Here is a 16446-nt window from a genome sequence, read left to right as displayed (position 1 = left end):
TGTCAAACTCGTTCACTAATCGTTTGGTACCGGGCAATCCCAATCCAAGGCTTTTACCTGTAGAAAAACCATCGCGCATGGCGGCAGCAATATCAGGAATACCGGGCCCTTTATCAGAAAATATGAGCCTGACACCGTTATTACGGCCGCTTGAAACAATCTCTATCTGGCAAACACCGCCGTTGGCATAGCGCATCATATTGCGTACCAATTCGCTGGCTGCGGTAAGCAGACGAGTTTGATTGACCAAGCCCATTTTAATTTTTACGGCGACTTCCTTCACCCGGTTTTTTAAAAAAACAACGTCCTGTTCCTTTAGTACCTGTACGGTGTCTTTACTGAGTGATAATATCATCATCGGTCGATTCTTGATCTATGTCTTCGTCATCTATATCAATCATCGATTTTAGCAAGCTCATGCCACGCTCCATATCTAAAGCGGTATGCACTCCTTTAAGCGGTAAGCCCAGTTCTATCAACGTAATGGCAACCGCAGGCTGCATGCCTACTACTACAGTTTCTGCATCCAATATTTTCGACATGCTGGCGATATTGCCAATAATACGCCCCATAAATGAATCGACAATGGTTACCGCCGATATATCTATCAAAACACCCCTGGCATTCGTTTTATTTACCATCTGCACCAGGTCGGCCTCCAGGTTAAGTGCCAGCCGATCATACAAATCAACCTGGATAGTAACCAGTAAAAAATTGCCCAGCCGCAGAATAGGAATTTTATCCATTATAAAGCAATATTAAAATTTAGCGGTAGTATTTGATTTTCTTACTTCCAGCTTCATCAGCTTAAAAGAGTGTGATAAAGCGCTGGCTAAAGTTGCCTTGGTAATGATATTGGAAAGATCAATACCGAGGTGCACTACGGTTTGAGCAATCTCCGGGCGGATACCGCTGATAATACATTCAGCTCCCATTAACCGGGTGGCACTTACCGTTTTGATCAGATGCTGGGCAACAAGCGAATCTACCGCAGGTACGCCCGAAATATCTAATATGGCTATGCTTGATCCGGTCTCAACTATTTCCTGCAGCAGGTTTTCCATTACAATTTGTGTACGAGCACTGTCCAGGGTGCCAATTATCGGCAGGGCAAGTATACCATCCCATACACGGATTACCGGGGTTGATATTTCGGCTATCTCGTCGGTTTGCCTTAAAATAACCTCTTCGCGGCCTTTTATAAAGGTCTCAAAAGTAACAACGCTGAGGTTATCCATCAAGCGGTTTATCTTGAGGCTTTCGGAAAATAAATGCTGTGGTTCATCAACTATTTCTTCCTGCAGTACTTCAAGCAATGCCTCTTTTAATGAAAATACAAAGTTACCTGTTTCGCGGGGGCTGAAACCCTGGCGTGCACGTGTTATGGCTATACCTCCTAAAATTTCAATAACCGGGCTCCATTCGTCAGAATTCAGGTCGGTAAAATTTTCGCTCGATAAATTACTCACCAAAGCGTCTACTAACTCTTCAGACTGACTTCTCAGTTCATCATTACTGATCAGGTCTTCCCGCAGGCCTTCATCGGCCAGTTGGTTCTTCATCCAGAGTTCAAGGATGTTTTTTTTCTTTTTTTGTAGCAATTGATGTGTTTTAAGTGACATGGATGAAGAATAGGGTAAGTGATTAGTTGACCTTACAACTCAAACTTGGCAAAGTTGAATTAAAGTGGAAAGTTAGATAACCCTTTTCAAAATAAGAAATATAATTTATTTGTTAACTAAAATGATAATTAGGCCGTATGGCCGCATTTCATAATGCATTCTTTTTATGGGTATGTACAAAATAAGTATTTTTTTCTTTATGTGATTAATGCTTAAGCACCTTGCTGCGGCCACATCGGTGGATTTTCCCTCACTTCGTTTAAAAATTCTATCAGCTGCTCTATTTCATCGGTAGCTAAACTTAAATCCCCATCGGCTGTGTAGCTGTACACCCGTCCAGGAACATCAAAAGTTAAATAGCCCATATAACTTGGTTCATTGTTATGGTTCAATCCTAATCGTTCCATTTTGCTGTAAAATTCTGTTGAGAGTGCCTCATCTTTTTTATGGATATGGTAAGTGCGCGTGATGATGGTATGACCGTCAAGATGGGCTTGGGTATCCGGTATAATAATTAATGAAAGTGTTGGTCGCAAAGTAAAATTAATTGGTAGCATTATTTATAGTTAGTCTGTGGATAGCATATTTTAAATAGTTTGTTGGTGCACGGCCAACATCTCTTTTAGCACTTTTTTATTTTGACGAGCTTCAGTGCAACAAACTGAGAGGCGTTTGACAACACCTTTGGGTTTTATATTTCTCGCTAATCCGATCAGTATCCTAAGAGCTTCGATCTCGATGGCCTCGGCTATAATGAGGTGAGTTAAAATAATAGCATCTGATTTTGAAGATTTGGCTTTGAGATTTGTTTTTAGGTAATGGTCAAGGTTCAGGCAACCATTTAACATTGGCGGCTTGGTACTAAAAGATAAACCCAACTGCGTTTGTACCAGGCAGAGTCTGATCATTTGACCATTGATCATAGTTCCGGATTCAAGAAGCAGTAATTTTACATCTTTAGCGTATGCCTTTGACACTATGAACGGAAGATGATCAATCAATGAGGCTTTGGTACTGTGAACATCTGAAAGGATGGTAATAAACAGATCTGTTGCTTCAGATTGAGTTAATCTTTGCTGAGCAGGAGTCAGCACACTGGCAGCTTTATCCATGGCAATCAATTTAATGGTAATGACAGCCGATATTGGTAAAGAGAACTGCTGAAAAACTATTGTTTATCGCTTAAGCTGTAGATGTTAAATGCAATTCATCCAAAATAGTTTTGAGGTTGCAATAATAAAAATGCTAAGCATGGTACTTATATACTTACCTCGTTTGAAGGAGCTTAACTGCTAGCCAAAAACGCAGATCGGAAATCAACTGATCATTATTATCGGGAAAAATGTGTGTTGTTCTCAATGCAAAATTTCTTATTAACAAAAGTTAAAAAATAGGATAATATTTTAATTAAAAGTTGAAACATAAAGTAACTCTTATAGTTGTACTAACACACGATCCCTCTCTTATCAAGCTCTTACCCAGTTATTTCATTCATCATCTACTAAAATTACATTTATGTTTCACCACGTTAAATCACTACAATTTAATGCCAGGGTTTCGCGCCCTGACCCTCGTTTTGCTAACCTTTTACTGGAGCAATTTGGCGGTGAAAACGGCGAACTGGCTGCGGCCATGCAGTATTTCACCCAAGCCTTTGGCGCAAAGGTACCGCATCCAGACAAGTACGATATGCTGATGGATATCGCCACCGAGGAATTTAGTCATCTGGAAGTAGTTGGTGCCACTATTCAGATGTTACTGAAAGGGGTTAACGGCGAGTTGAAGAATGCGGCAGATAGTTCAGACATCATGCAGGTATTAAATGGCCGTGCAGCCCAGGAAAATATTATTCATGAAGCATTAACGGCTAATCCGCAGTTTGTAATGATCACCGGCGGCGGCGTAACCCCGCGCAATAGCCAGGGCATCCCGTGGTGTGCTTCTTACATCCACTCTAATGGTGACCTCACTGTTGATCTGCGCAGTAACCTCGCGTCCGAATCAAGGGCAAAACTGGTTTACGAGCACTTGATGAAATTTACAGATGATCCGTATATCCACGAAACACTTTCGTTTTTAATGACCCGCGAAGTGGCGCATTATAAAATGTTTGAAGCGGCGCTGGATAGTATCCCCAATAATTTCCCCCCAGGAGTGCTTGCAGCCGATCCGCGTTATACCCAACAGGTTTATAATTTATCTGACGGTGCTGTACGAAGTTCGTGGAATGAAGGCGAAATGCCGGGGATGGGCAAAGAATGGGTGTTCATTGAACAACCTTTACAGCAAGTACAGGAAACCGAAGGACAAACTAAGCTGCCGCAGGACTTTAGCAAGGAGCTTAAGGAAACTCAAAAAGAAAACAAAAAAATGAGTGCCGAAAAAAGTGCTGAAGTGAAAAATGCGGATCCCAAAGGGCTTGCCCAATGGAGCACTTATGAAACCGCGAGTGCCTAAAAGAAACTAAAATAATGATCCGACAGTTACTGATTACCAAATCACATATCTACCACAAACACCTATGGAAAATACAGAAAAAGCAATTGATGTGATCAACGATTTGATCAAAATTAATAATGACCGCGCCGCAGGTTTTGAAAAAGCAGGCAAAGATTTAAAAGAAGATGAAAACGGTTTGATGGCTGTATTCAGCAAGTTAGCAGGCGAAAGCCGTCAGAACGTTACGGAGCTCACTACCCTTGCATATCAATTTGGCGGCGAAGCAGCTGAAGGCACCAGCACTTCGGGTGATTTGCACCGTGCATGGATAGATATAAAATCTACATTTACGGGTAGCGATCTTACCGCGATCCTTAACGAATGCGAGCGGGGAGAAGATGCTGCCAAAGCCGCATATGAAGATGCATTGGATCCGGAAAATGAACTAAGTCCGCAAGTGCACCAAATACTGTTAACCCAGCAGCATGGAATTGTTGAAGGGCACAACCTAGTTAAATCACTTCGTGACCAATCAGAAACTATCGTTGACGAGGATGATAAGTTTGATGACGAAAACATAGCTGCCGAACCTTCTTATAAAGGAGCAACTGGTGAATACCAAGCCCCAACTGCTTATGGTGCTCCGGAATCAGGAACTGTGATTTCTGACGATGAATGGGAAGATGAACAAGCGGCGGTTACTGGCGAATCTAAACTGATGGAGTTTTTTGTGAACGAATTGAAAGATTTGTATTGGGCAGAAAACAAGCTGGTAGATACATTGCCCGAAATGGCAGAAGCAGCTACTTCTGCCGAACTCAAAGATGCTTTTGACCTACACTTAATCGAAACGGAAGAACACGTTACCCGCTTGGAACAAATTTTTGCCATCTTGGGTTTACAGCCAGATAGCCGCAAATGTGAAGCTATAGCGGGAATTGTTGATGAAGGTGATGAGATCATCAGCGCTACGAAAAAAGGCACAGCCCAGCGCGATGTAGGTCTGATCTTCGCCGGACAAAAAGCCGAGCACTACGAAATCGCTTCTTATGGAGGGATGATCGCGTTAGCAAAAACGTTAGGGTATTATGATGTTGCAGAGTTATTGGTTTTAACCCTTGACGAAGAAAAAACAGCAGACGCACTGCTTACAGAGATTGCCGAAAGCCAGGCAAATTTCGCTGCCAGCAATGAGCCGGCGGAAGATTAACGAAATGAGGTTGTTTATATAGATGGGAGGTCGCCTGGTTTCAGGTGGCCTTTTTATTTACAACTGATAGTTGTGAGAAGCCTTAATAAATGTAATTTTGCAACAGCCATTTTACCTTATGGATGAACACGCCAAAGCAAAGAGGAACCTTTTACGGTTTGGACGCAAAATAGCAGTTGAACGGGCATATCGTAACATCAGCCTCAATAAAATTGCTGAACAAACAGGTATCCCCATTTTTATGCTCAGTGAAATTGAAGCGGGTACTACAGATTTTTCGATAGAGGATATGTTTCTATTATTAAATATCCTGGAGGTTGATCTATCGGAGTTTTTCGCTGGGTTTGAATGAAATTTTACATCTTTCCTGCCTTTATTACAGACCTTGAACACGCATAGATCAAAAAAAGCCACACTCCAAAGGACGTGTGGCTTGAATGTTCGTTATTTAATACCCCTATTAAAATAACAATCAACTAAATATAAGTTGTTTAAACTAAAGTTTCCAAATTGTAATATGAAAAATACAAAAGCCCGTCGGGGGACAGGCTTGGGTAGATGCAGGATCTATAGGGGTATTAAATGCGCTAAATCAAGTTCAAACAAATATAAGTTAATAAATTGAAAATGAATTAACTATATAAGTTTCAAGTTTGTAACAGTTTTGTTAGATTGTTGAAAGATCGCTATTTATTGTAACAATCTTTAGAGGTAATAAAGTACCGGCGAAGAGCACGGTGACGAAACGGATGGCAAAAGAAAGAATTATCAAAATGCTCATCGATGAATATCTTTAACATCGACATTTAAAGCTGGACCATGAATACGCTAATTAATATTTAGTTGCTTCAATTTTAAAAGAAAACACTCTTGATCGTTCCGAAATCAATTGGTTTTGATAAAAAATTTTCAATCCTTGGGTTTGAATACGATTTAACGATGTCTTTCTTGAAAATCGATGACGAAAGCACATAAATCTTGCTTTTGTGCATGGGATCGATATTAAGACGTTTATATTCTTCCATAAACTGCCAGCCGTCCATTAGTGGCATTGCCAAGTCAAGAAAAATATAATCTGGTAAATGATCACTTCCCTGCTCATTGAGTTCCATCAATTTGCTGATTGCTGTAATTCCGTTTTCGCAAGCTTCAATAATCGGACTGAAAAGCGTTTTTTTAATCATTAAATTAAATATCACCCTATCCATTTCAGAATCTTCTATCAGTAGAATGCGGGCTGGTCGATTTGTTGAAACCATTCATAAATAACGCTCAAGGCCCTGAATTTGTTTTAGTTAGCGATGAGGTTTTAGTTAACCTATATCGGAGTATTTGATGAAAAAGCCAATAATTAGTATGGTTTGAAGTTATATTAACCGATCTGAATACCCACGCAATAGCCTTACAGCCATTAGATAGGGCATAATGAAAGGTATTGCAGGAATGGCCGCCAGAAATCCCGCCGTACCTAATGGTTCTGGACAGGAAGAAGGAATGAGAACGAGAATTAAGCCGACTATACTAAAGCCACAATAACAATTACAGGAAACAAGACCAAGTAGCCTCGCATTTTTCATAGCAACAGCAAAAAACAGGGTGGCTAAATAGGTGAGGGCTACCTCTGCTACAGCTATAACATAAAAGAATGCTCTCAAAGCAAGATACCAGCCCGGTCTTGGCGATGCCGGCGTTAGCTGAAATTCCTTAAACGCTACAGGGAGGTAATACCCCCAAAAGGCCATGTTCAGTAAAAATAAAGGAAGCGCGATGGTTAAAAGCGCGAATCCCAATACTGAATATATCACTTCACCCTGATTTTGCAATTTTCCCTTTAAAAGGCCGAAGCCAAGGTAAGCGCAAATGCCGCCCGCCATGAGTATTGTATAACGCGCTTGCTGCGTTTGTGCTGTAGCAAGCCAATCCGATATATTGGCCGGGGGCGGGCCCATACCACCAAAAATCGCGAACAGCAACCAAGGGATTAGCAGCAACAAAGCAGATGATGTGTAACTGTTGGCCTGGCTGCGGGATAAGTAAAAAGCCGCCAATAACATCAAAGCGCTGTTCAATAACCATAGCGGCAGGTAAAACGCATAAGAAACCGGCCCTATACCAAAACCTATGGCAACTACCGCCGGTGGCACAAGGTACAAGTAGCCTAAGGCCATTTTTTTTGAACGGTTCATTGTTTGCTTAATTTAATTGGTGTAAACCTGCGAATGTAAATTGCTATCGCTGCAAAGGGCGCAGCTTTTTCAACTGCCCCGCGAAACGTTTATCTGTTAACGAAACCAGGAAATTTTCCAGGTCGGTTTTCTCTCCTTCTGTTAAGCCCATAGGTATGTTGAGCAGGGTATCGCGGTTGATGGAATGAGAGACGATTTTATCCGGGTCATTATAATAATCAATTACCTGGCGCAATGTTTTGAACATGCCGTTATGCATGTAAGGTGCCGTAAGTGCTACGTTCCGTAGGGCCCCTATTTTAAACCTACCGACGTCGGCCACTTTTTTGGTTACGCAGGCGCGGCCACTATCGCGCAATGTTTTGCCATCATAAAGGCCTATTGATCTAAATTCCACATCATTAAAGTCGGGACCAAAATGGCATTGAATACAGCGGCCTTTGGAATTAAAAATAGCAAAGCCACGTTTGGCCGACTCACTAACTGCCGACTCGTTATCATTCAACCTCCAATCATCAAAGGGCGAGTTGCCTGTTTCTAAAGTCCGTTCAAATGCGGATAACGCTTTTGCTAGGTTACCAGCATTGGGGGCCTCATTAAAAACGGCAGTAAAAGCCGATTTATAATATTTATTGTGCCCAAGCCGCCAAACAGCCGTATTTACAGACAAATCCATTTCTATCGGGTTCTGAATTGGAATAAGGGCCTGCTGTTCCAGCGTAGTTGCCCGCCCATCCCAAAAAAAAGCTACTTGCAAACTCATGTTCATTGCCGAGGGTGTGTTTCGCACACCCTTCCTGCCATGAACTCCCAAACTAACGGCCGAGGTATCTGAGAATGCAAATTCCTCTTTATGGCAGGAGGCGCAACTGATCTTACCAGTACTTGAAAGTATCGGGTCAAAAAATAATTTCCGGCCCAAAGCTGCAGCGTTTACCGGTTCATGATCTTTAAACGCACCCTGAGAGATTACCAGGATAATTCCAAGCGTAAAAAGGGTGATGCACAACTTCTTCATGTTGAGTATGGTTACCTGCTCGCACCAACGTTTTTAAACAGGAGCCCATTAGTTCCTTCCCTGCGGCCTTTACACGTATCCTGGATCACATGAAATCTGAGTGAATCTCTTAGGCCATAAAATTCAACTTTGTAAGTGCCTTGATATTGGGCATTGCAGGTAGCGTCGGAAATGTAGAGCGTATCGTGCTTCATGTGATACACTCCGCTCACAAATTCTTTTTTATTGATGAATCCATCGAAAGTTCCGTTAATCCTGAAAACGGCCAAAAAGTTAAAAGATTCGCCATGCGAAATAGTAGAATGTTCCCATCTCCCAATAAGTAGATTAGCGTCGTCAGCAAAGGAAAGAGCAGTGCATAAAACCACAAATAAGAAGCTGAACAGATAAAGTTTTTTCATGATGTTTGTTTGATCAGTAGGTGTCTCAAAAAAACGAAATTTCAGCTATCCATACTTTCGCGCTTGTTGCAAATACTTATCTATTTGTTGCGCCAGAGAATTTAGAAATAATAATTTTAACTATACCATTAATAAATCAAACCGATCATGTAGCCCTAAAGCAGGAATCCATTTTGGCCCAATTGCAGTGCATATACGTTCTTTAGGGCGTAGGGTACGTCTATCTTCCCCTTAGCCTTTCTTGAGCGGCATAAAAATATCGCTTGTAAAGTGTCAAGGTACGCGATGAATGACAATTTTAATGTTATTCAACATGAAAACTAACTTCAGCTAACTCTTTTATTTGAGGAAGTCAAGAACTGCAATCGAGACCCTGTACCTGTTAATTTACTTATAATCTCTTTTTTTGATGCGAATCGATGGCGATTTTGAGGGTTAGCATAAAAAAGCCTGCAATCTTTTGATTTGCAGGCTTTTTTATAATTTTATATCAAAATCAGCGGAGAATACTATGCTAATCAGAGCGGGAATCGAACCTCGTTCTTAATGTGCTTATTTTCAGTTAATTGAGTTGTCTTTAATTTTAATACTACACGAATCACTCACTGATCTTTAGTATTGCTAAATCGTTAGTCAAATTTACAAAATATCGTTTAGATAAAAAAGTTGATCAACGGTGGCCATTCGGAATATTTCTGAACATGAAACTTGTTCGCCGAGATACTTGAGAACCTCTGACTGTTAATGAGAGGGTCGCTGGTTCGAGCCCAGCCTCAGGAGTAAAAAGGACATTTTTGGTTCCAGTCCTATTGTCATTTAAGTACATTTTAAGCGACAACAACAGGATGTTACTTGTTCGCCACTTTGATAGCCATAACCTATTGATATCCAAAACGTCGCGAATTTCTGGATGCAAAAGTTAATATAGGAAATAGAAGTTCAAGAGGTGGTTCTAAAGGTTCTAATTGAAATGACCTACATTTTTTAATTCCCGAAATAGTAAAAACGAAATTAGAGATTTATTGAAGAGTAATGGATAGAAAATATATAACTAGTGTCTTCAATTATTGCGTATTTCTCGATTAATAACCTCACGTAAGCGAAGTTCATATTTATCGCCCCACTCGCCAACTGCTTTTGTAACCGGCATTAAAGTTTCACCAAATGCTGTCAACTGGTATTCAACTTTTGGAGGAAGCTCAGGATAGATGGTTTTGGCAATCAGCTGATGCTGTAACAATTCATTCAACTGGATCGTAAGTACGCGACGGGAGGCATCGGGTATTTTTTTTTTGCAATTCACTTGGCCGTTTGTACCCTTCATTAATGAACCACAACAACCGTATCTTCCATTTGCCGTACAATACTTCCCCGACAAGATCGAGTCCGCAATTCAGGTTCAGTGGAATTTTACGGTTGTTTATGTTTTTCATAGCGTTTAGTTTACCCGGTAACTTTCAGCGTTTGTATCAAACCCTGTTCGATCACAAAATTATAACTTAAAATTACTGGACTGCCATCAAAAGTTCCCGAAATTTCTGTCGTTAGCACATCCTTTCCGTCAAGATGCACAAAGTCTAACGGAACCATTTGCGTTTTGTATTTATCATTTGCTGCTGAGATCCACTGCTCAATTTCTATAACGCCGTGATAGGTTTTTCCTTCATCTAAAACGGTTGCGTCTGCACTGAAACAATGCGCATAGGCAGCAGCATCCAATTTGTTTTGCGCTGTGATCAATTGTTTTATAACATCAGGTATGTTCATAATTTAAATAGTTGGGATGGTGCCGCCATCAATAATAAATTCTGTTCCGGTCAGGTAGTTAGCTCTCGGTGATACCAGGAAGCCGACGAGTTCGGCCACTTCACTTGGCTGCGCCGGCCGGCCCATCGGGATGCCGCCTAAACTATCCATAATACTTTGGCGGGCCTCGTCTGCACTGTTTCCCGAACTTTGCGCAATACGCTCAACCATCCGTTCGGCAGCAGTTGTCATGATCCAGCCTGGAGATACGGTCAGGACACGAACGCCTTTCGGCGAAACCTCATTGGATAAACTTTTGCTGTAATTGATCAGTCCGGCTTTGGCAGCTGCGTAAGGTAAAGTGGAGTCATATAAGGGTAAACGGCCCTGTATCGAAGCGATATGGATGATAACACCATCACCACGTGTGATCATTTGCGGTAAAAATCCCCTGTCTAACCTGACCGGGGCCAGTAAATTGGTTTGCAGGGTTTGTTCCCAATCGTCATCGCTCAACACTTCATACCCGCCGCCCGGAGTTTCAGATCCGCCAAGATTGTTTATGAGAATATCCAGTTTGCCATAGGTGGACAATACATCGTTAACTACTTTTTGTGTGCCTTCATTAGTGCTCAGATCAGCAGCAATGAAATGCAAGTGTGCAGTAGTTGCGTCAGGTGCATTTCGTGCCGTGATCACCACAGTTGCGCCCGCGTCAGCCAGTCTTTGTGCTATGGCCTGTCCTGCGCCCTTTGTTCCGCCCGTTATCAGTGCTATTTTGCCCGACAATTCACTACCGTAAATTTTTTCTGTTCCCATTTCTAAAATTGTTTAGGGCAAAATTGGGGCATATGCTTTAAGCCTGCAATAAGGGAAAAATTTATCCCATACTGATCTTTTTATCTGTATCCGTATTTATGAAGAATCAATCGCGTCAATACGGCTACCACCAAACTCAATTTGGCGACTCTGCGCTGCTAAGATCTGCAGAACTTTGCCTTATCAAAATCAACAGCACATGAAAACAATATTTATAACCGGAGCATCGTCGGGTTTGGGTAAGGCCACCGCAATGCTGTTCCTCACACAAGGCTGGCGGGTAATTGCTACCATGCGTGATCCGGGAGCAGCTAAAGAATTTCAAAGATCAGAACGACTGATCATTTTGCCGCTGGACGTAACCGATGCTGAACAGATAAAGCTAACCGTTGAACAATTAACAGCTGAATTTGATGTAGATGTGGTGTTCAACAATGCCGGTTATGGAATTTCTGGCCCTTTGGAAGCCGTTACCGAATTTCAGCTGCAGCGCCAGATCGAGACCAATTTACTTGGGCCAATACGCGTTACGCAGGCATTTATCCCTTATTTCAGAAAGAAAGGCAGCGGTCTTTTTATTACCACCACTTCCGTTGGCGGCTTGGTTGGTTTTCCTTTCTCATCACTCTATCACGCCACCAAATGGGGACTGGAAGGCTGGAGCGAAAGCATGTCTTTCGAGCTGCGTAAGCTCGGCATCTCCATCAAGACTGTTGCACCGGGTGCCATACAAACAGATTTCATCAACCGGTCGTACGATTGGGCCCTGCATCCGGCCTACCAGCATTGGATGGACCGTTTTACAGCAAATGTGAGCGGTACGGTATTCGCTCCGCCTGAAAAGATCGCCCAGGTGGTGTTCGAAGCAGCTACCGATGGCAAAAATCAGCTGCGGTATCTCGCCGGGGACGATACTAAAATGCTGTACAACAAGCGTTTGGAATTGGGCAATGATGGGTTTAATAAATTTATGGAAGCCGCTTTTTTAAGCGACAAATAACAAAAAGTATGAAAAAGACAGTATTGATCACCGGTGCCTCATCGGGTTTTGGAAAAGAAGCGGCCTTATTATTTCATGGCCGGGGATGGAATGTGATTGCTACCATGCGGTCGCCTGAAAAAGAAACCGAACTATCCGCCATGCCGGATGTGCTGGTGGAAAAACTTGATGTCACTGATGAGCAAAGCATCAAGGCAGCAGTTAAGATAGGGATCGAGCATTTCGGGCAAATAGACGTATTGGTCAATAATGCCGGTTACGCTTTGATCGGCGTATTCGAATCTGCCACAGCTCAGCAGATCAGCGATCAGTACCAGGTTAATGTGTTTGGGCTGATGAGCGTCACGCAGGCGGTTCTGCCAGTAATGCGGAAGCAGAAAAGCGGTATCATCGTCAACATTTCGTCATTTGGCGGAGTCACAGCAGGGCAATTTTCCAGCCTTTACAACAGCTCCAAATTTGCTGTTGAAGGTTTCTCTGAAGCACTATCGCACGAACTGGCTTTTCTGAACATCGGGGTAAAGATCATAGAACCCGGAAGTGTTGGCACCAATTTCAGGAATGGGATGACCATGATCAACAATCAGATAACCGACTATAACGGGGAACTGGCGGCTTTGATGCAACGTTATACCAGCCGCACCGGTCACCTTGCGAAAGCAACTGCAGGCGACGTTGCCAATACCATCTACCAGGCCGCAACTGACGGCTCTGCCCAACTGCGCTATGTTGTCGGCGAAGATGCCGCTTTCTATATCGGGTTAAAACAAGAGTATTCAGAAGCAGCATGGGTCGAAATAATGCGTAGCTGACCGGTATTTACTAAATTCGTAATGAAAATGAAAAAGGCAATTGCTCCATACCGCTTCACTTCCGTTTCAGAACTTCACCGTGTTCTGGGGCTGTCGGCCCCATTGCACCCGCTGATCAGCATATTTGACAATACCCGGATTTCCGTAAAAAAAGCTGATCTGCCCACTACGTTTTCATTTGATTTTTACAGCATTTCCTTTAAAAAACGGGTTAAGGGCCGTACAGGCTATGGACAAAGCCATTATGATTTTGACGATGGCACTATGACATTTGTGGCACCTCAGCAAATAGTTTCGACAGTGAGGGAAAGTGAATATTTCGGCATTTCCTTGTTGTTTCACCCGGAACTGATACGTCATTATCCTTTGGGGACACTCATCAAGCGTTTCGGATTTTTTTCTTACGAAAGTAATGAGGCACTTCATCTGTCGGATAAGGAAAAGGAAACCGTATTGGGTATCATCGGCAATCTGGAAAATGAGTTGCAGCAGAATATAGATGACCATAGCCAGGACATCGTCGTATCGCAAATAGAAACCCTGCTTAATTACAGCAATCGCTTTTATAAACGGCAGTTTATCACGCGCAAAGCAGTTAATCATGACCTGCTCAACCGTTTCGATGCGCTGCTGGACGTATTTTTTAACAGTGCTGATCCGTTGACCAAAGGATTGCCTACGGTGGAAATGCTGGCGGAGGCCCTGAACCTATCACCAAGGTACCTCAGCGATATGTTGCGCTCCTTAACCGGGCAGGGTGCGTTGCAGCACATCCATGAAAAACTTACCGAAAAAGCTAAAGATTACCTGGCGGGTACTGCCTTTTCAGTAGCAGAAATCGCTTATCAGCTGGGGTTTGAGCATCCGCAGTCCTTTCATAAATTGTTCAAAAAACGGACTCAAATTTCCCCGCTCGAATACCGCCAGTCGTTTTCGAAAAATTAAAGACCCGCATCATAACCTTTTAAACAAAGTAAAAACAACTTTTAAACAAACTCCATTCGTTCGCACTGATCTACATTTGTTCTGTATAAATTATTTTACCCATGAGCAAAAACAATTATCAGGGAATGTTGCAACATCCCATTAACTCCGGTTTTGGAGCGGCATCCAATTCATTTGATGTCATCAAAGGGATCGACCTGAACGGCAAGGTCGCCGTTGTAACGGGTGGCTATGCCGGGATAGGCCTGGAAACAACAAGGATACTTGCCATGGCAGGCGCAACCGTTGTCGTGCCTGCACGTGACGTGCAAAAAGCAAAGAAAAACCTGGAGGGAATTGCGAATGTGAGCCTGGCTGAAATGAACCTGATGGACCCAACATCAATCGACGCCTTCGCAGAGGCTTTCCTGAATACCGGCCAGGCATTACACCTGCTGATCAATAATGCCGGCATTATGTGGCCGCCGTTAAAGCGTGATGCGCGGGGATATGAATCTCAGTTTTCCACTAATCACCTGGGGCATTTTCAGTTAACTGCACGGTTATGGCCGGCTTTAAAACGGGCAGGTAACGCCAGAGTGATCAACGTATCCTCCTGGGGGCATCATTTCGCATCTATAGATTTTGAAGATCCTAATTTTGAACGCCGGGAATATGACACGCTCCTGGGGTATGGCCAGTCAAAAACAGCCAATATTTTATTTTCACTGGAACTGGATGAACGTGGTAAGCATTATGGCGTACGTGCCTATTCTCTTCATCCGGGGGCAATCGTGGAAACAGACCTGGGAAGAGATCTGAGCGTAGAAAAACTCCAAAGCCTGGGGGTTTATGATGCGGAAGGCAAAGTGATCCACGATCCTGCAACCGGACGTAAAAATATAGCACAAGGTGCTTCGACGACCGTTTGGTGCGCGACAAGTCCGCAGCTAGATAACATCGGCGGTGTTTACTGTGAAAATACCGATGTGGCAGAACTCGATCCTGGGGAAGCTGACCCAGCTATGCGTGTACATGGCAAAACCAAAATAGCGGGTGTGATGCCTTACGCTGTCGATGAACAAAATGCCAAACAGCTATGGTTGATGAGTGAGAACCTGACTGATTTACAATTTAACATCTGACCTTAGCTTATTACAGACCTCTTAAACGATAAAAAAGTGGAAAACTACAGAACATTAGGCCGTTCAGGCCTGCGGGTAAGCCCGCTTTGCCTCGGTGGCATGACTTTCGGGAATGACTGGGGCTGGGGTGCCGACGAGAAAACCTCCGCGCAGATCATTCGGAATTTTATGGATGCCGGGGGCAATTTCATAGACACGGCCAGTGTTTACACAAACGGTCACTCTGAAAAGATCATTGGAGACGTAATAGGAAACTCCTCGTCACTGCGTTCAAAAACTGTAATAGGTACCAAGTTTTCGGGAAATATTTTTCCGGGCAACCCTAACGGCGGCGGTGCGGGTACCAACGCAATAATGGCGAGTTGTGAGCAATCCCTGCGCAGGTTAAAAACGGATTACATTGATCTGCTGTCCATACATCAATGGGATTGGGACACACCGCTTGAAGAAACCATGCGCACACTCAACCGGCTGGTAGAAAGCGGCAAGGTTCGGTACCTTGGGGTAAGCTATGCGCCATCCTGGAAAATAGCACAGGCACAGGTACTTGCTGACTGGAAAAACTGGACTCCGTTTATTGGTTTGCAAATAGAATATTCTTTACTGGAGCGCACTATAGAAAGTGAACTGGTGCCCATGGCGCAGGAGTTAGGATTGGGAATTACCCCCTGGTCTCCATTAAAGGGCGGCATGTTATCTGGTAAATACATTGCCGGCAAAGAAAAAACCAGTGGTACGCGCCTTGGCGATACCGGCCGTGATTTGAACATAGATGACAGGACTGCAAAAATCTTAGCAGCGTTGGGGCGGATAGCCGAATCGTATCATACGTCCATAGCAGCAGTAGCACTGGCCTGGGTTATGCATAAGCCGGGAGTAGCATCCACGATCATCGGCATCCGTAACCCCGATCAGCTTGACGCCAATATAGCGGCCACCCGGTTAACTTTGCAGGCCGGTGATATTTCCACGCTGGATGAGCTTTCCCCGCCACCGCCAACATTCGTAACGAATCACCTGGAAACAGCACGTATGTTTCAGCATGGCGGAATTGAGATCAACGGCCGCAAACCTGCAGCTTTACCGCTTGTTGCCAATATGCAGGCAGGTAAATATTGAATCGT

The 16446-nt window shown here is 43.3% G+C and carries 20 protein-coding genes; 8 read left to right on the top strand and 12 right to left on the bottom strand.

Going from position 1 to position 16446, the window contains the following annotated elements; all coding sequences use genetic code 11:
• The 5 genes from AAFN85_RS14215 to AAFN85_RS14195 form a co-directional block, all read right to left on the bottom strand.
• Window positions 1–358 (bottom strand): anti-sigma regulatory factor (locus AAFN85_RS14215; protein WP_347528078.1); only part of this gene is annotated, 358 nt, incomplete at its 3' end.
• Window positions 336–746, bottom strand: a complete 411-nt coding sequence (locus AAFN85_RS14210; RefSeq protein ID WP_091207842.1) for an STAS domain-containing protein — start codon at window positions 744–746, stop codon at window positions 336–338. The genes AAFN85_RS14215 and AAFN85_RS14210, both read right to left, overlap by 23 nt.
• A 12-nt stretch (window positions 747–758) precedes the next feature.
• Window positions 759–1622 carry an STAS domain-containing protein gene (locus AAFN85_RS14205; protein WP_091207839.1) on the bottom strand — a complete coding sequence of 288 codons (864 nt, stop codon included), beginning with the start codon at window positions 1620–1622 and terminating at the stop codon, window positions 759–761.
• 212 nt (window positions 1623–1834) lie between these two features.
• A complete protein-coding gene (locus AAFN85_RS14200; protein ID WP_347528076.1) occupies window positions 1835–2179 on the bottom strand; it encodes a hypothetical protein in 345 nt (114 codons plus the stop codon).
• A 30-nt stretch (window positions 2180–2209) separates the two neighbouring features.
• A complete protein-coding gene (locus tag AAFN85_RS14195; RefSeq protein ID WP_347528075.1) occupies window positions 2210–2734 on the bottom strand; it encodes a DUF892 family protein in 525 nt (174 codons plus the stop codon).
• Between the two features lie 403 nt (window positions 2735–3137).
• Here AAFN85_RS14195 and AAFN85_RS14190 point away from each other — a divergent pair, with 403 nt between their 5' ends.
• The 3 genes from AAFN85_RS14190 to AAFN85_RS14180 all read left to right on the top strand — a co-directional run bounded on the left by AAFN85_RS14190 (window position 3138) and on the right by AAFN85_RS14180 (window position 5623).
• The gene (locus AAFN85_RS14190) at window positions 3138–4079 is read left to right on the top strand and encodes a manganese catalase family protein (protein ID WP_347528074.1); all 942 of its coding nucleotides are present in this window, start codon (window positions 3138–3140) and stop codon (window positions 4077–4079) included.
• A gap of 64 nt (window positions 4080–4143) precedes the next feature.
• Complete coding sequence (locus tag AAFN85_RS14185; RefSeq protein WP_347528072.1) at window positions 4144–5271, top strand: DUF892 family protein; 1128 nt, start codon at window positions 4144–4146, stop codon at window positions 5269–5271.
• A 118-nt stretch (window positions 5272–5389) separates the two neighbouring features.
• Window positions 5390–5623: a helix-turn-helix transcriptional regulator gene (locus AAFN85_RS14180; RefSeq protein WP_347528071.1), complete on the top strand. Its 234-nt coding sequence runs from the start codon at window positions 5390–5392 to the stop codon at window positions 5621–5623.
• Window positions 5624–6125: 502 nt separating this feature from the next.
• On the opposite strand, the gene AAFN85_RS14175 is transcribed toward AAFN85_RS14180, so the two are convergent.
• From AAFN85_RS14175 to AAFN85_RS14145, 7 genes are all read right to left on the bottom strand, one after another.
• Window positions 6126–6530: a response regulator gene (locus AAFN85_RS14175; protein ID WP_347528070.1), complete on the bottom strand. Its 405-nt coding sequence runs from the start codon at window positions 6528–6530 to the stop codon at window positions 6126–6128.
• A 108-nt stretch (window positions 6531–6638) separates the two neighbouring features.
• Complete coding sequence (locus tag AAFN85_RS14170) at window positions 6639–7457, bottom strand: hypothetical protein (RefSeq protein ID WP_347528069.1); 819 nt, start codon at window positions 7455–7457, stop codon at window positions 6639–6641.
• 43 nt (window positions 7458–7500) lie between these two features.
• A complete protein-coding gene (locus tag AAFN85_RS14165) occupies window positions 7501–8475 on the bottom strand; it encodes a cytochrome c peroxidase (protein ID WP_347528067.1) in 975 nt (324 codons plus the stop codon).
• A gap of 11 nt (window positions 8476–8486) precedes the next feature.
• On the bottom strand, window positions 8487–8876 hold the full coding sequence (locus tag AAFN85_RS14160; RefSeq protein WP_347528066.1) for a hypothetical protein: 390 nt from the start codon (window positions 8874–8876) through the stop codon (window positions 8487–8489).
• Between the two features lie 1060 nt (window positions 8877–9936).
• Complete coding sequence (locus AAFN85_RS14155) at window positions 9937–10200, bottom strand: winged helix-turn-helix transcriptional regulator (RefSeq protein WP_347528065.1); 264 nt, start codon at window positions 10198–10200, stop codon at window positions 9937–9939.
• A gap of 119 nt (window positions 10201–10319) precedes the next feature.
• The gene (locus AAFN85_RS14150; RefSeq protein ID WP_347528064.1) at window positions 10320–10643 is read right to left on the bottom strand and encodes a nuclear transport factor 2 family protein; all 324 of its coding nucleotides are present in this window, start codon (window positions 10641–10643) and stop codon (window positions 10320–10322) included.
• Between the two features lie 3 nt (window positions 10644–10646).
• Window positions 10647–11441: an SDR family oxidoreductase gene (locus tag AAFN85_RS14145; RefSeq protein WP_347528063.1), complete on the bottom strand. Its 795-nt coding sequence runs from the start codon at window positions 11439–11441 to the stop codon at window positions 10647–10649.
• A 199-nt stretch (window positions 11442–11640) separates the two neighbouring features.
• Between AAFN85_RS14145 and AAFN85_RS14140 the strand changes: the two genes are divergently transcribed.
• From AAFN85_RS14140 to AAFN85_RS14120, 5 genes are all read left to right on the top strand, one after another.
• Window positions 11641–12441 carry an SDR family oxidoreductase gene (locus AAFN85_RS14140; protein ID WP_347528062.1) on the top strand — a complete coding sequence of 267 codons (801 nt, stop codon included), beginning with the start codon at window positions 11641–11643 and terminating at the stop codon, window positions 12439–12441.
• A gap of 8 nt (window positions 12442–12449) precedes the next feature.
• A complete protein-coding gene (locus tag AAFN85_RS14135; protein ID WP_347528060.1) occupies window positions 12450–13253 on the top strand; it encodes an SDR family oxidoreductase in 804 nt (267 codons plus the stop codon).
• 21 nt (window positions 13254–13274) lie between these two features.
• Complete coding sequence (locus tag AAFN85_RS14130; protein ID WP_347528059.1) at window positions 13275–14198, top strand: helix-turn-helix transcriptional regulator; 924 nt, start codon at window positions 13275–13277, stop codon at window positions 14196–14198.
• Between the two features lie 101 nt (window positions 14199–14299).
• Window positions 14300–15322: an SDR family NAD(P)-dependent oxidoreductase gene (locus AAFN85_RS14125; protein WP_347528058.1), complete on the top strand. Its 1023-nt coding sequence runs from the start codon at window positions 14300–14302 to the stop codon at window positions 15320–15322.
• 36 nt (window positions 15323–15358) lie between these two features.
• Entirely contained in the window at window positions 15359–16441 is a 1083-nt protein-coding gene (locus AAFN85_RS14120) for an aldo/keto reductase (protein WP_347528057.1), read from the top strand.
• Window positions 16442–16446: the final 5 nt, after the last annotated feature.

Source organism: Mucilaginibacter sp. CAU 1740, from assembly GCF_039839285.1.
In the GTDB taxonomy this organism is placed as follows: domain Bacteria; phylum Bacteroidota; class Bacteroidia; order Sphingobacteriales; family Sphingobacteriaceae; genus Mucilaginibacter.
Note: the sequence above shows the minus strand (reverse complement) of the source record. Positions and strands in the feature narration are given on the sequence as shown.

What these genes read in the sequence shown, in the direction of transcription:
- AAFN85_RS14165 (WP_347528067.1), bottom strand. Translation starts at nt 8,475, where the DNA reads ATGAAGAAGTTGTGCATCACCCTTTTTACGCTTGGAATTATCCTGGTA.
- AAFN85_RS14185 (WP_347528072.1), top strand. Translation starts at nt 4,144, where the DNA reads ATGGAAAATACAGAAAAAGCAATTGATGTGATCAACGATTTGATCAAA.
- AAFN85_RS14150 (WP_347528064.1), bottom strand. Translation starts at nt 10,643, where the DNA reads ATGAACATACCTGATGTTATAAAACAATTGATCACAGCGCAAAACAAA.
- AAFN85_RS14175 (WP_347528070.1), bottom strand. Translation starts at nt 6,530, where the DNA reads ATGGTTTCAACAAATCGACCAGCCCGCATTCTACTGATAGAAGATTCT.
- AAFN85_RS14195 (WP_347528075.1), bottom strand. Translation starts at nt 2,734, where the DNA reads ATGGATAAAGCTGCCAGTGTGCTGACTCCTGCTCAGCAAAGATTAACT.
- AAFN85_RS14130 (WP_347528059.1), top strand. Translation starts at nt 13,275, where the DNA reads ATGAAAATGAAAAAGGCAATTGCTCCATACCGCTTCACTTCCGTTTCA.
- AAFN85_RS14145 (WP_347528063.1), bottom strand. Translation starts at nt 11,441, where the DNA reads ATGGGAACAGAAAAAATTTACGGTAGTGAATTGTCGGGCAAAATAGCA.
- AAFN85_RS14210 (WP_091207842.1), bottom strand. Translation starts at nt 746, where the DNA reads ATGGATAAAATTCCTATTCTGCGGCTGGGCAATTTTTTACTGGTTACT.
- AAFN85_RS14140 (WP_347528062.1), top strand. Translation starts at nt 11,641, where the DNA reads ATGAAAACAATATTTATAACCGGAGCATCGTCGGGTTTGGGTAAGGCC.
- AAFN85_RS14205 (WP_091207839.1), bottom strand. Translation starts at nt 1,622, where the DNA reads ATGTCACTTAAAACACATCAATTGCTACAAAAAAAGAAAAAAAACATC.
- AAFN85_RS14155 (WP_347528065.1), bottom strand. Translation starts at nt 10,200, where the DNA reads ATGAAGGGTACAAACGGCCAAGTGAATTGCAAAAAAAAAATACCCGAT.
- AAFN85_RS14190 (WP_347528074.1), top strand. Translation starts at nt 3,138, where the DNA reads ATGTTTCACCACGTTAAATCACTACAATTTAATGCCAGGGTTTCGCGC.
- AAFN85_RS14200 (WP_347528076.1), bottom strand. Translation starts at nt 2,179, where the DNA reads ATGCTACCAATTAATTTTACTTTGCGACCAACACTTTCATTAATTATT.
- AAFN85_RS14180 (WP_347528071.1), top strand. Translation starts at nt 5,390, where the DNA reads ATGGATGAACACGCCAAAGCAAAGAGGAACCTTTTACGGTTTGGACGC.
- AAFN85_RS14160 (WP_347528066.1), bottom strand. Translation starts at nt 8,876, where the DNA reads ATGAAAAAACTTTATCTGTTCAGCTTCTTATTTGTGGTTTTATGCACT.
- AAFN85_RS14170 (WP_347528069.1), bottom strand. Translation starts at nt 7,457, where the DNA reads ATGAACCGTTCAAAAAAAATGGCCTTAGGCTACTTGTACCTTGTGCCA.
- AAFN85_RS14125 (WP_347528058.1), top strand. Translation starts at nt 14,300, where the DNA reads ATGAGCAAAAACAATTATCAGGGAATGTTGCAACATCCCATTAACTCC.
- AAFN85_RS14135 (WP_347528060.1), top strand. Translation starts at nt 12,450, where the DNA reads ATGAAAAAGACAGTATTGATCACCGGTGCCTCATCGGGTTTTGGAAAA.